Genomic DNA, 12438 nt, shown 5'->3' with positions numbered 1-12438 from the left:
ATAGGCTGGGTGTGGAAGTGCAGTAATGCATTAAGCTAACCAGTACTAATTGCTCGTGAGGCTTGACCCTATAACTTTGACTTCACAGTCAAAGTGGACGGTATTCAAGTGACGTCGTTCTTCAGAAGTCTGAAGACGCAATCAAATACAATCGCTGATTCACGCAGAGACTGCTTCAACAAGCAGCACTGCAACTCTACAAATTGGGTTTGTTGCTCACAGCAGCAGCAAGCCACAAAGTTTAAGCCTGATGACCATAGCGACTTGGTCCCACTCCTTCCCATCCCGAACAGGACAGTGAAACGAGTCAGCGCCGATGATAGTGCGGATTCCCGTGTGAAAGTAGGTCATCGTCAGGCTAATATCCCGCCAAACCCCCGGTCCCCAAAGGATCGGGGGTTTTGCTTTTGGGGCGAGGATTTTCGCAAGTGATGGCGATGAACTGGTCGCTGTTGCCGCCAATTTCAGGTTTGCTGCTTCAGACGCACCGTCTGTGCATCCGCCTGCAGTTGCCCCGACTTGCACAAACTCTCCACCAGGCCTCTTGCCCAAGCCTGCGCGTCCATTGACTCGTTGGACGCCCCGGCCAGTGCCCGCAGCCTCTGCTGCACTGGCGTGGTTTCAAGCCAGGTCCCCAAGGCCTCCCAGGACCGCTCCCGCCATTCGAGCAGGTGGTACATCACCAGCGCCTTGGCGGCATGCAGGGCATGGCGTATCGGGTCCGAGCGGAAGTAGGCGAGGCGGCTGCGCGCTTCCATGAGCGCGGTGCGCGTCTCAGTGAACTGGGCCCCATGGCCTGGCAGGACCAGGGCCGGCTGCAGCGCCTGGATGAGGTCCAGGGTCTGCTCGACCTCCGTGAAAGCCGCTCCCAATGCCGACCCAGGTGCCAGTTCGGGGAAGACGATGCCAAAGCCCTTCTCCCACAGTGCATCGGCGGATATGAGGATGCCCTGCCTCGGTTCGAAGAGGATGACGGAGGCCGGGTCGTGGCCGGGTGCGGCATGGACGTCCCAGCGGCAGGGGCCATGCTCGATCTGCTGGCCCGGCAACAGCTGCTTGTGCGGCACAAAGCGCGCGCACCGTTGGCCCGTGTCATCGAAGCTCAGCCTCGACTCATCCCAGGCTTTGGCGGCCTCAAACTCGCCCGGAGGCATCCAGACCGGGCTGCCATGGCGGGCCTGCAAGGCGCCATTGCCGCCGCAGTGGTCGGAGTGCAGATGCGTATTCAGCACGGCACGCGGCGCTTCATGACCCTCCCGGGCCAGATGCTGCGCCACCAGGGCCAGGGTTTGCGGTGCATGGGTGACATAGCCGGTGTCCACCACCAGCGGGCCGCGCAGATCGCCGCCCAGCAGCACCATGTTGGCGGAAAGCCAGCCGCGCTCGACAAAATCGATAGAGGCAGGCAGCTTCATGCCCGCACGCCCCGCGCAAGTGCAAGGCAGTCCCGTGTGCGCTCAGCTGCGCAGTTCGCGCCTGAGGATCTTGCCGACATTGCTCTTGGGCAGTTCATCCCTGAATTCGATGTACTTGGGGCGCTTGTAGGCGGTCATCTGGGCGTGGCAGTACTGCGTCAGGTCTTCTTCGGCCAGGGCCGGGTCGCGCTTCACCACGAAGAGTTTCACGGCCTCGCCGGACTTGGCATCGGGCACGCCCACCGCCGCACATTCCAAGACGCCCGGATGCAGACTGACCACCTGCTCGATCTCTGTCGGATAGACGTTGAACCCCGAGACCAGGATCATGTCCTTCTTGCGGTCGACGATACGCACGAAGCCTTGCTCGTCCATGACGCCAATGTCGCCGCTCTTGAAGAAGCCATCAGGCCAGAAGACCTGGGCCGTTTCGTCCGGCCGGTTCCAGTAGCCGACCATCACCTGCGGGCCGCGGATGCAGATCTCGCCCCGCTCTCCCAGCGGCAGGTCGCGCCCTTCGTCGTCTCGGATGGCAATCTCCGTGTTCGGAATGGGCAGCCCGATGGCGCCGGTGAACTCGCGCACATCCAGGCGGTTCACGGTAGCGACGGGAGAGGTCTCGGAGAGACCATAGCCCTCGACCACCGGGCAGCCGGTGATGCGCAACCATTTCTCCGCCGTCGCCTGCTGGACGGCCATGCCGCCGCCGTTGGAGATCACCAGCTCTGAGAAGTCCAGGCGCGCGAAGGCCGGTTCATTGGCCAGCGCGTTGAACAGCGTATTGACGGCGGGGAACATATGCACCCGGTACTGCTGCAGCGTGCGGATGAAGCCGGGGATGTCCCGCGGATTGGTGATCAGCAAGTTCAGCATCCCCTGTCTTGCTCCCAGCATGTAGCAGGCCGTCAGGGCGAATATGTGATACAGCGGCAATGCGCAGACCACGGTCAGCTGCTTGCCCGCGACACGTTGCAGCATGGGCTGAAACCACGCTTCGCTTTGCAGGATGTTGGCCAGCACCTGGCGATGCTGGAGCGTGGCCCCCTTGGACACGCCCGTGGTGCCGCCGGTGTACTGGAGAAAGGCCACGTCGTCGCCCGTCAGGCTCACTGGCTGCAATGTCCGGCTCCGGCCGCGGGCGATGGCCGCGTTGAATCGAAGCACGGAGCGGCCTTCGCCCAGCGGCAGCCGGAACTCCTTCACCATCTTCTTCAGATGCCGGACCGCGAAGTTCACCACGGGGCCTCGCCACCAGCCAAGCAGGTCGCCCAGTGAGGCGAGCACCACATGCCGCACCGGTGAGTCGTTGATGACTTCCTCCAGCGTGGCAGCGAAGTTCTCCAGCACGATGATGGCTTCGGCGCCGCTGTCCTTGAGCTGGTGCGCCAGTTCGCGTGGCGTGTACAGTGGGTTGACGTTCACCACGATGCAGCCGGCCCGCAGGATGCCGGCAATGGCCACCATGTACTGCAGCACGTTGGGCATCATGATGGCCACGCGGGCGCCCTTGGGCAGGCCCAGGCCCTGCAGATAGCTGGCCAGCGCACGAGACATCTCGTCAAGCTGCCGGTAGCTCAGCCGCTGATCCATGCACACGGCGGCGTCGCGGTCTGCATAGGTCCTGAAGGCTTCCTCCAGCAGCTCGACGAGAGAGCCGTAGGTGTCCACCGCGACCTCGGCAGGCACTTCGCGGGGATAGGACTTCAACCAGGGCTTGTCCCTGGATGTCGGCAGTTTGCCGGGGGACTCGAGCACGGCACTCATGGCGGACGACTCTCCTTGCTTGGGCTTCGACGCATGGTGAGTGGCACTTCGCCCAGCGCCTACGGGAGTTGCCCTAGCCTTCCGTCGCTTGGGAGACAGTCCGTCCCGGGCGGGACAGGCGCGTCAAACAGGGCCGATGCCAGCGCCTGCTCGCGCTGGCGCACGGTGCCCAGGAAGTCCTCCGCGCCGCGCATCGCCTTGAAGGTGTCGAAGCCTTGCTCCAGGAAATGCTGCAGCTCGGCCAGCCCTGCGGCCGCTGCTGGCCCGCGCATCATGCGCAAGGCCTGGCGCAGCAGGGGCTTGCGGGTGAGCTGGTCCAGCGAGACGCCCACAGCGAGCGTGAGCTCGATCTGCTCCTGGCGGCGAGCGGGCTGCCCGACCTCCTGCCAGGCCTGCACATAGCGCAGCGCCGTCACCGGCGTCCCGATCAGCTCGCGCGCCATCTCGCCATCCAGCCGCTCGGACAGGGCATGCAGCTCGGCCAGGTGCGACACCGTCTGCACCACTTGCTCAGGGAAGAGTCGGACCAGCGCGGGCACGACACGTGCGAACTGGGCATCGCGGCTGGAGAAGTCGCCGGGCCCATACAGTTCCTCGAGGAAGAAGCGCGCCGCCGCGGCATAGCGTGGTGAAGCGAGCAGATCCGCATAGGTGCGTGCGAAGCGCTGCTGCTGGAACTGCTTGAGTGCCTGGACGCAGGCGTTCAATGCGGGATCGGCCAGCCGGCGCTGGCGTTCCAGCTCGACCATCTGCAAGTGCTGAAGGATGCGCGTTTCCAAGGGCGATGCCTGCTGGGTTGGGTCCGTGCCAGGGCAGGATTGTCCGCCTACACTGGCGCCGCTTCGCTGGAGCGAAGACTCGAATGACGCACAGGAAGGGCCGCTTGACGATGAGCAATGCGAGACAACAACAGCTGGTGCTGGCGCTGCGGCTGCTGCTGGGCCTGTTGCTGGGCGCCTGGGGTGGGCTGCACTGGGGCCTGCCGGGCGCCGTGCTGATGACCTGGACGGGCCTGTTCGGCTGGACGCTGCTGGTGCTGCCCGTCTTCCTGCTGCTGAGGCGCCTGCCACGGCCGGAGGGCCAGCCTCGGCCCACGGTGGCCCAGTGCCTGCGCGCCGCGGGGCTGGAGTGGTGGGCTTACGAGAAGGTCTTTTCTTGGCATCAGCCTTTTGGCGAATGGCGCCATCCCGATCGATGCGACGCTGGCCATCGGGGCCGCCGCGGCGTGCTGCTGCTGCATGGCTTCCGCTGCAACCGGGGCCTGTGGCAGCACTGGGCGAGGCAGCTGGACGTGCAGGGCATCCCGCATGTCTCCCTGAGCCTCGATCCGCCCTTTGCCAGCATCGATGCCTATGCCGAGCAGATCGAGGCCGCCATCCGGCGCCTGGAGCAGGCCACCGGCCTGCCGCCTCTCGTGGTGGCCCACAGCATGGGCGGACTGGCCCTGCGCGCCTGGCGGCGGGCGATGAAGGCGGCACCCGGGCGCCTGCACCACGTGATCACGCTGGGCACCCCGCACGCCGGCACGCTGATGGCCCAGCTGTCCGGCGCGCCCAATGCGCGACAGATGAGGGCCCGCTCGCCCTGGCTCCAGGCCCTGGCAGAGAGTGAATCCGCCGACTGGTGGCGGCGCTTCACCTGCGTCTACAGCTGCTGCGACCAGGTGGTCTGCCCTTCGGTGCTGGCCTTGCTGCCCGAGGCTCAGACGCTGGTGGTGCCGGCAAGCGGGCATCTCCAGCTGGCGTTCGAGCCGTCAGTGATGGCGCTGGTGCTGCAGCGCCTGCGGGCGGACTGACGCGCCGCCTCCAGCAATGACAAGGCCCGGGCGCTGCCGGGCCTTGTCTTTCAACGCGAACATCGGAGCGGTCTGCGCCGAGGCCTCCCTAGACCCCGGCGCAGGCCTGTGCTCGATCAGGCCTCGGCCTTCAGCACGCCGCGGCGGATCTGGTCGAGTTCGATGCTCTCGAACAGGGCCTGGAAGTTGCCCTCGCCGAAGCCCTCGTTGCCCTTGCGCTGGATGATCTCGAAGAAGATCGGGCCAATCACTTCCTTGGTGAAGATCTGCAGCAGCAACTCGTTGGGTGCGCCCTGGTGGGTGGCGCCGTCGATCAGGATGCGCAGGCGCTTGAGCTCGTCCATGTTCTCGCCATGGGCGGGCAGGCGCTTGTCGACCAGGTCGTAGTAGGTCTCGATGGTGTCCTGGAACTCGACACCCGTGGACTTCATGCCCTCGACCGACTTGTAGATCTGGTTGGTGCCCAGGGCCACGTGCTGGATGCCCTCGCCGTGGTAGAGGTCCAGGTACTCGGCGATCTGGCTCTTGTCGTCGCTGCTTTCGTTGATGGGGATGCGGATCTTGCCGCAAGGGCTGGTCATGGCCTTGGACTTCAGGCCGGTCAGCTTGCCCTCGATGTCGAAGTAGCGGACCTCGCGGAAGTTGAACAGCCGCTCGTAGAAGTCCGCCCATTCCTTCATGCGGCCACGGAAGACGTTGTGCGTCAGGTGGTCGATGTAGGTGAGGCCATGGCCTTCCGGATTGGAATCCACGGGCTTGCCGGCGGCGTCCAGCAGCGGCACGAAGTCCACGTCATAGATGCTGATGTTGCCGATGGCGCCGGGCTGGGCGCCATCCTTGCCCTGCCAACGGTCGACCAGATAGATCAGCGAGTCGCCGATGCCCTTGATGGCCGGAATGTTGAGCTCCATCGGGCCGGTCTTGTTGTCAAAGCCCCATGCTCCCAGCTCCAGCGCGCGCTGGTAGGCGAAGGCGGCATCCTTGACGCGGAAGGCAATGGCGCAGATCGACGGGCCGTGCAGGCGGGCAAAGCGCTGGGCAAAGGCGTCCGTCTCGGCATTGATGATGAAGTTCACGCCGCCCTGGCGGTACAGGGTGACGTTCTTCTGGCGGTGCTTGGCCACGGCCTTGAAGCCCATGGTCTCGAAAAGCTTGCCCAGGGCGGCGGGATCGGGGGCGGCGAATTCAATGAACTCGAAACCGTCGGTGCCCATGGGGTTGTCCCAGGGAGTAAAGGCCATACACGTCTCCAGGCGGAAAGTTTTGCGATAGCGCAAAACTGTACGAGGATGGGGCCGCAGGATTCATGCGATCTTGTGGACGTCACCAAAGGGGTGTGCAGGAAAGCTGCAAGAATCTTGATATGGACAAGGAAAGTCAGCTCGACGCCATCGACCGGCGCATTTTGAGGGCGCTGCAGGTCGATGGCCGCGTCACCTACGATGCCCTGGCGTCACAGGTCAACCTCTCGGCTTCGGCCGTGCTGAGGCGGGTCCGCCGGCTGGAGGAGATCGGCGTCATCTCGGCCTATGTGGCCCTGGTGAATCCGGAAGCCGTCGGCCTGGGGCTCACGGCCTACATCAACGTGCGGCTCGAAAAACACACCGAATCGCACAAGCGCAACCCGATGGACCTCTTCCGCGCCGCGGTGCAGACGTGGCCGGAAGTCGTCGAATGCTCGGCGCTGACGGGTGACATGGACTACCTGCTGCGTGTGCTGGTGGAAGACATGGCGCACTACTCGCGCTTCATCACCGAGACGCTGCTCAAGCATCCCAGCGTGCAGGACTGCAAGACCAGCTTTGTGCTGGACCGGCTCAAGAACACGACGGCCCTGCCGCTGTGAGCACGGCCGGGCCCTCGCCCGAGGGCCTCAGCGGCGGCGCAGTGCGAGGGCCAGCTCCTGCCAGCCCTGCGCATGCGCGATGGCGGCATAGGGTGGCGCCGGCCATTCCCACAGCGTGGCGGGAAACAGGGCGCGCATGGCGTTGATGTCGCAGTGATAAGGCGGGCCTTCGACCAGGCCTTGCGCAGCGGATTCACGCCGGGCCTGCATGAACAGGGCCAGCAGCAGGCCACCGGGCGGCAGCCAGCGAGCCAGTTGGGCCGCATAGACCTGCCAATGGTCGGGATGCAGGGCACACAGGCAGGTCTGCTCGTAGACCACCCCGGGGCGTGCTTCCTCCGGCGGCTGCCATTGCAGCACATCGGCCTCCTCGACATCGGCGCTCAGGCCGGCTTCCAGCAGGCCCTGGCGGGCGCGAGCGACGGCCGCTGGAGCGTAGTCGAGGCCTCGGGCGATCAGCCCGTGCCGGGCCAGTGACTGCAGCTCGTGCCCATTGCCACAGCCCGGCACCAGCACGCGCTGGCCTGGGCGCAGCACACCGGCATCGAGCCAGGCCTGCAGCTGGGGGTGAGGTGCGCCGCGATCCCAGGGCGTCTGCCCTTGTTCGAAGCGTTGCTGCCAGAAGTCTTGGGTAGGGCCGGCCATGGCCCGCATCATAGGCTGGGCGATGGTGGCGGGCGAGGGCGCCTTGACGCGCCGAGGCCCACCCCCGCCGACGGCGTCAGCGGACGTCCAGCTCGTGCAGCAGCTTGAGCGTGTGCGTCGGGCCCAGCGTGAGCAGCTCGCCGATGTCGCGGAGGTCATCGGGGACGGCGGGGTTCTCCCAGCTGTCCGCGGTGTGTCGGGCCAGGCGCACGGCGAGGCGCACGCACTGGACCTGCGGATCATGCCCGCGCTTGTCGTCGGTGCAGTGGGTCAGCAGCTCGGGCAGGCGCCAGGCCCGCATGAGGCTCTGCTCCAGGTCCCCCAACTCGATGTTGAGCACTTCCTTCTGCGCGGTCACGCTGCGTGTGCCGGGCTGCGAGGCCAGGCGCCACTGAACCTTCTGGGCGAGGTCCGGGGCGTGGCACCACAGCAGCATCTCTGCGAAGTCGTGCAGCAGGGCTGCGCTGTGGATGATGGCGGCGTCTGGATCCAGCCGGTGGGCGGCGAAGCCCAGGGCAAAGCGCGCCGCGCGGTCGGCGCGGCGCATCACCCGCATCAGGCCGCCATAGGCCACGGGCAGGTGGGCGAGGCGGTCCTCGACAGTGGGCTGGGGGCCGAAGTACTTGAAGAAGGGCGTGATGCCCATCAGCACCAGCGCTGCGGTCACCGTCTCGGCATCGGCCAGCAGACGGCTGGACCGATGGGCCGAGGCGAAGCGCAGCACCTTGAGCGTCATCAGCGGGTCGGTGGCCAGGCCCTCGCCGATGCTGTTGGCATCGACGGCGTCCTCGTTAGCACGCCAGAGCTCGAGCTGTTCGGCTGTCGATGCCAAGACAGGGATCTCCGCCTCCCGGAAAAACGCAGTCCAGCGATTCAAGTCCAGGAAGGGCTTGCTCAGTGGAGTGAACGGCTGGGGGGACGGGGTGCTCATCGCAGGCCATAGCGTAGGCGCTTTTGTCGAGTATCGGCAATGCCGTGCCCAACTTGAGCGCCAGGCTCCCGACGGCCAGCAGCAAAGTGAGGAAAAATCGTCTCATCGGATCCTCCCTTCGCCCGGCCAGCCGCCGAGGCGTTCGCCGTCGAAGCGGACGCTGCCGATGGGGTCCCCGGCACGGCGGCGCGGCAGGGCCTCGGTGGCGGCTTCTTCCGTGCCTTGCTCGGCCGTCTCAACACGGCTGCTGGGTGCTGGCGGGGCGCTGAGCCAGCACACCAGGCGCAGGGACAGGGCTGCCAGGAAGTCGCTGCTGGTACTGACGATGCCGAAGCGCGTCGTCTTGATGATCTTTTGCATGATGGTGCTCCCTCGGGCCTCGCGCCGGCAGGCGGCGAGGCTTGCGATTCACGGACTGCGCTCGTCTGGGCGCAGGCGGCGGATTTCCAGGGCCAGGTCTTGCTTGGCTCGCTGGCGTTCGGCGGCGCGTTGGGCCTGGTGGCGGCCGGCCTGCCGTAGCAGGGCCGGCGCCACCAAGGGATTGCGCGGTTTTCGGCCCTGCAGCGTCAGCTGCGGGCGAGGGGCGGTGAACTGGGACATGTCGCTCTCCTTGGCGCCTCCCGGGTTCGTCGGGCAGGCGCAGGCAATGAAGGGTTGATCGGACGATGCACAGGCGGCGCCAGGCCGGTGGACGGATCCACCCGCAGGCTGGCCCGGCACGGGACCGGTCTCAAGTCAGGGCATGGCGGCAGGGACGCTTGCGCAGGCGGTGGTTCGAAGCCACGCGCAGGGCGGCCGGCCGCAGGGCACAGGCAGGCGCTGGCACATCGGGGCGCAGGGTGCGCCCGGGGGCCTTGAGCAAGCCGGCGTCGGCCCGGGTTCGGCGGTGACGCGTGGCTGGCATGGCCCTGATGACCAGGGTCAGGTGAGGTTGCTGGTGCTCACCGAGGCGGCGTCATCCTGGCACTGCAGGGGCGGGGTGACGCGCGGTGGTGAGGAACTCATCGCGGTGAACCCGTCCGCGACTTGCGCAAATGATAAACGATTGATTATCTTGCGCAAGCGCTTTTTATCTCTGATGCAAAGCAATCCCGAGCGCCGTGCGAAGCTCGCGCGGCGCGTGCGATGAGCGCGCCAGGCGCGGGAAGCGCCTGGGCATGGGCCTTGTACGGGGGGCGGGGGCGGGCGGCGGCGGCCCCGAAAGAAAGCGCGCCGGCCGTGGCCGGACGATGGCAGCGCTGTCCCTGATTAACGCTTCTTGGGCTTGAGCGGGGCGATGCCCTGCTGGAGTCGGCGCCAGTCGTCGAGGTCGCTGGCGTGCGACGCCGCCGAAGCGGGCGCGACGGGCGGCTTGGCGGCCGCGCTGCGCGACCCCGTGCCGGCGGCAGGATGCACCACCGGGGCGGGCGCCGGGCTCTCGGGCGTCAGCACCTCGCCCAGCAGGTCCAGCAGGCGCGTGCGGGCGCGCTGGGGATGGCGGCGATAGTAGGTCAGCACAAGGCCGATGATGAAGCGTTCGTCGTCATCGCGGGGCAGGGCCGGTTCGGTCTCACCCGCGGGCGCCGGGGCCTGGCCGTGCTCCAGGTCCATCCAGCCGGGCGGCTTGTGGCACAGCTGCTCGAACTGCCGGGCCAGGCGTTCGCCGATCTGGCGCGAACGGCTCTTGATCTGGCTCCAGTAGCTGGGCTGGATCTGCAAGCGCTCCGCGAAACGCCGCTCCAGGCCGCGCAGAGCGGCGGCATCGGGGTGCTTGATGGTGGCAGCGACGAACTCTTCAAACAGGATCATCGCGTTGTCCAGACGGACCTGAGCGACGTCCCGGGCAGCGGAACACATCCCGCAATGATAAAGCCTTGTTCACTCGAGCCCGGTGTGATTGTCCTCACTCGTCCTCGTCGTGCGGCTTGTGGGCCGCCACCAGCTGGGCCTGCATATTGGGTGGCACCAGCTCGTAGTGCGAGAGGCTGATGGTGTAGCGGCCCTGGCCGCTGGTCAGGGCATTGAGCCGGGTCTGGTAGCTGACGAGCTCGGCCAGCGGGGCCAGGCCCTGGATGCTGATGCTGCCCGGCACTGGATTGCCCGTGCCCAGCACCTGCCCGCGCCGCGAGGCCAGGTCGCCGGTGATGTCACCCATGGTGGCGGCGGGGGCGAGGATCTCCACCTGCACGATGGGTTCCAGCACCTGCGGGCGGGCCTCCAGCACGGCGGCCATCAGGGCCTTGCGCCCGGCGGTCACGAAGGCGATTTCCTTGGAGTCCACCGAGTGGTGCTTGCCGTCGAACACCACCACCCGCAGGTCTACCAGCGGGAAGCCGGCGATCACGCCCTGGGCCAGGGCCTGGCGCACGCCCTTCTCGACGGCGGGCATGAAGACACCAGGGATGGTGCCGCCCTTGACCTCGTCGCGGAATTCGAAGCCGGCGCCTCGCTCCAGGGGCTCGATGCGCAGCCACACCTCGCCGAACTGCCCGGCGCCGCCGCTCTGCTTCTTGTGGCGGTAATGGCCTTCGGAGGGCGAGGAGATGGTCTCCCGGTAGGCCACGCGTGGCGGCTGCGTCTGCACCTCGCCCTTGTAGGTCTCGCGCAGGCGCTCCAGCAGCACGCGCAGGTGCAGTTCGCCCAGGCCGTAGACCAGGGTCTCGTTGGTCTGGGCGGCATGTTCCAGGCGCAGGCAGGGGTCCTCGTCGACCAGGCGGCGCAGCTGGTCCCACAGGCGCTGCTCGTCGCCATGCCGGGCAGGGCTGATCGCCAGGCCGTGCACCGGCTCAGGGAATTGCAGCGGGGCCAGGTGCAGGCGTTCGTCTTCGGGCGCGTCGTGCAGCACGGCGTCGTAGTGCAACTCGTCGATCTTGGCCAGGGCGCAGAGGTCGCCTGGCAGGGCCTGCTCCACCTCCACATGCTCCTTGCCGCGCAGCATGAAGAGATGGCTGACGCGCACCGGCTTGCGTGCATGGCCCACATAGAGCTGGGCATTGCGTTTCAGCGTGCCCTGATGGACGCGCAGCAGGGCCAGCTTGCCGAGGTAGGGGTCGGCCTGGATCTTGAAGACGTGGGCCAGCACGTGGCGGTCGGCATCGGGCAGGGGCTTCAGCGGGCGGGCGTCGGCGCCCTCTCCCTCCAGGAACTGCGGCGGGTTGGCCTCGCCCGGGTGAGGCAGCAGGCGCGCGATGGCATCCAGCAGCTCGGGCACGCCCACACCGGACTTCGCCGCGGTGAAGCACACAGGGATGAGGTGCCCCTCGCGCAGGGCCTGCTCCAGCGGCGCATGCAGCTCGCTGGCGGGCACATCGCCCTCGTTGAGGTAGCGCTCGACGAAGTCACCGTCGACCTCCACCACCTGTTCCACCAGGGCCCGATGGGCCTCGGCCACGGAGCCGAAGTCGCTGTCACCGTCGCGCTGGAAAAAGCAGTCCGAGACCCGCGTGCCGCCGCCGGCCGGCAGGTTCAGCGGCAGGCATTCCTTGCCCAGACGCTCCTGCAGCAGGGCCAGCAGGCCGGGGAGGTCGACCTCCGGGGCGTCGATCTTGTTGATCACGACCAGGCGCGTGCGCTCGCGCTGGGCCGCGACCTCCATCAGCCGCGTGGCCATCAGCTCCAGTCCAGCCTGCGCATTGAGCACCAGCACCGCGCTCTCCACGGCTTCCAGCGCGGGGAGGGCCTGGCCGATGAAGTCCGGCGCGCCCGGGGTGTCCAGCACATGCAGGCGCAGGCCCTGCCAGTCGAGGTGGACGGCGCTGGTCTGCAGCGAATGCTGCATGCGGCGCTCCAGGGCTTCGTGGTCACTGACGGTGTTGCCCTTCTCGACGGACCCTGCCTGCTTGATGGCGCCCGCCTGCAGCAGCAGGGCCTCGCACAAGGTGGTCTTGCCGCTGCCCGCGGGGCCGACCAGGGCCAGGGTGCGCAGGCTCTGCAGGCGGGAATCCTGCGCGCTGCCGGACAGGCCGGAGGCAGCGCCTCCTGCGGACAAAGGGCTGGAGGCCATAGGCGTGCTCCTTGAGGTCGGGACCGATGCACAAATGCCGTGGCCTGAGCCTAGGGCAAG

The 12438-nt window shown here is 67.0% G+C and carries 12 protein-coding genes and 1 rRNA gene; 3 read left to right on the top strand and 10 right to left on the bottom strand.

Annotated features, from left to right (window positions below; translation table 11 throughout):
- Nucleotides 1–246: 246 nt before the first annotated feature.
- Nucleotides 247–359: ribosomal RNA gene (rrf, locus tag O9Y01_RS05635) — 5S ribosomal RNA — on the top strand.
- 105 nt (nt 360–464) lie between these two features.
- Here rrf and O9Y01_RS05630 read toward each other — a convergent pair.
- From O9Y01_RS05630 to O9Y01_RS05620, 3 genes are read right to left on the bottom strand one after another with little or no spacing between them, the layout of a single operon-like run.
- A complete protein-coding gene (locus tag O9Y01_RS05630) occupies nt 465–1415 on the bottom strand; it encodes an MBL fold metallo-hydrolase (protein ID WP_269630510.1) in 951 nt (316 codons plus the stop codon).
- A 42-nt stretch (nt 1416–1457) separates the two neighbouring features.
- Nucleotides 1458–3179, bottom strand: coding sequence for a long-chain-fatty-acid--CoA ligase (locus tag O9Y01_RS05625; RefSeq protein WP_269630509.1), 1722 nt, complete (start codon nt 3177–3179; stop codon nt 1458–1460).
- Nucleotides 3180–3238: 59 nt separating this feature from the next.
- On the bottom strand, nt 3239–3958 hold the full coding sequence (locus tag O9Y01_RS05620; RefSeq protein ID WP_269630508.1) for an FFLEELY motif protein: 720 nt from the start codon (nt 3956–3958) through the stop codon (nt 3239–3241).
- 110 nt (nt 3959–4068) lie between these two features.
- Here O9Y01_RS05620 and O9Y01_RS05615 point away from each other — a divergent pair, with 110 nt between their 5' ends.
- Complete coding sequence (locus O9Y01_RS05615; protein WP_269630507.1) at nt 4069–4974, top strand: esterase/lipase family protein; 906 nt, start codon at nt 4069–4071, stop codon at nt 4972–4974.
- A 116-nt stretch (nt 4975–5090) separates the two neighbouring features.
- Here the strand turns inward: O9Y01_RS05615 and hppD are convergent, their stop codons facing one another.
- Nucleotides 5091–6215 (bottom strand): 4-hydroxyphenylpyruvate dioxygenase, encoded by a 1125-nt coding sequence (gene hppD, locus O9Y01_RS05610; RefSeq protein WP_269630506.1) that lies wholly within the window; start codon nt 6213–6215, stop codon nt 5091–5093.
- Between the two features lie 122 nt (nt 6216–6337).
- Here hppD and O9Y01_RS05605 point away from each other — a divergent pair, with 122 nt between their 5' ends.
- The gene (locus tag O9Y01_RS05605) at nt 6338–6820 is read left to right on the top strand and encodes an Lrp/AsnC family transcriptional regulator (RefSeq protein ID WP_269630505.1); all 483 of its coding nucleotides are present in this window, start codon (nt 6338–6340) and stop codon (nt 6818–6820) included.
- A gap of 27 nt (nt 6821–6847) precedes the next feature.
- Here the strand turns inward: O9Y01_RS05605 and O9Y01_RS05600 are convergent, their stop codons facing one another.
- The 6 genes from O9Y01_RS05600 to fusA all read right to left on the bottom strand — a co-directional run bounded on the left by O9Y01_RS05600 (nt 6848) and on the right by fusA (nt 12378).
- Nucleotides 6848–7465 (bottom strand): methyltransferase domain-containing protein, encoded by a 618-nt coding sequence (locus tag O9Y01_RS05600; RefSeq protein WP_269630504.1) that lies wholly within the window; start codon nt 7463–7465, stop codon nt 6848–6850.
- A gap of 76 nt (nt 7466–7541) precedes the next feature.
- Nucleotides 7542–8297, bottom strand: a complete 756-nt coding sequence (locus O9Y01_RS05595) for an HDOD domain-containing protein (RefSeq protein WP_269630503.1) — start codon at nt 8295–8297, stop codon at nt 7542–7544.
- Between the two features lie 201 nt (nt 8298–8498).
- On the bottom strand, nt 8499–8756 hold the full coding sequence (locus O9Y01_RS05590) for a hypothetical protein (RefSeq protein WP_269630502.1): 258 nt from the start codon (nt 8754–8756) through the stop codon (nt 8499–8501).
- Nucleotides 8757–8804: 48 nt separating this feature from the next.
- Nucleotides 8805–8996: a hypothetical protein gene (locus tag O9Y01_RS05585; protein WP_269630501.1), complete on the bottom strand. Its 192-nt coding sequence runs from the start codon at nt 8994–8996 to the stop codon at nt 8805–8807.
- Between the two features lie 648 nt (nt 8997–9644).
- Nucleotides 9645–10232 carry a hypothetical protein gene (locus tag O9Y01_RS05580; RefSeq protein WP_269630500.1) on the bottom strand — a complete coding sequence of 196 codons (588 nt, stop codon included), beginning with the start codon at nt 10230–10232 and terminating at the stop codon, nt 9645–9647.
- Nucleotides 10233–10278: 46 nt separating this feature from the next.
- Complete coding sequence (gene fusA / locus O9Y01_RS05575) at nt 10279–12378, bottom strand: elongation factor G (RefSeq protein WP_269630499.1); 2100 nt, start codon at nt 12376–12378, stop codon at nt 10279–10281.
- Nucleotides 12379–12438 lie beyond the last annotated feature (60 nt).

Origin of the sequence: Pelomonas sp. BJYL3, from assembly GCF_027257975.1 — a bacterium.
Lineage (GTDB): Bacteria > Pseudomonadota > Gammaproteobacteria > Burkholderiales > Burkholderiaceae_C > Roseateles_B > Roseateles_B flavus.
This window is presented reverse-complemented; position numbering and strand designations above follow the sequence as displayed.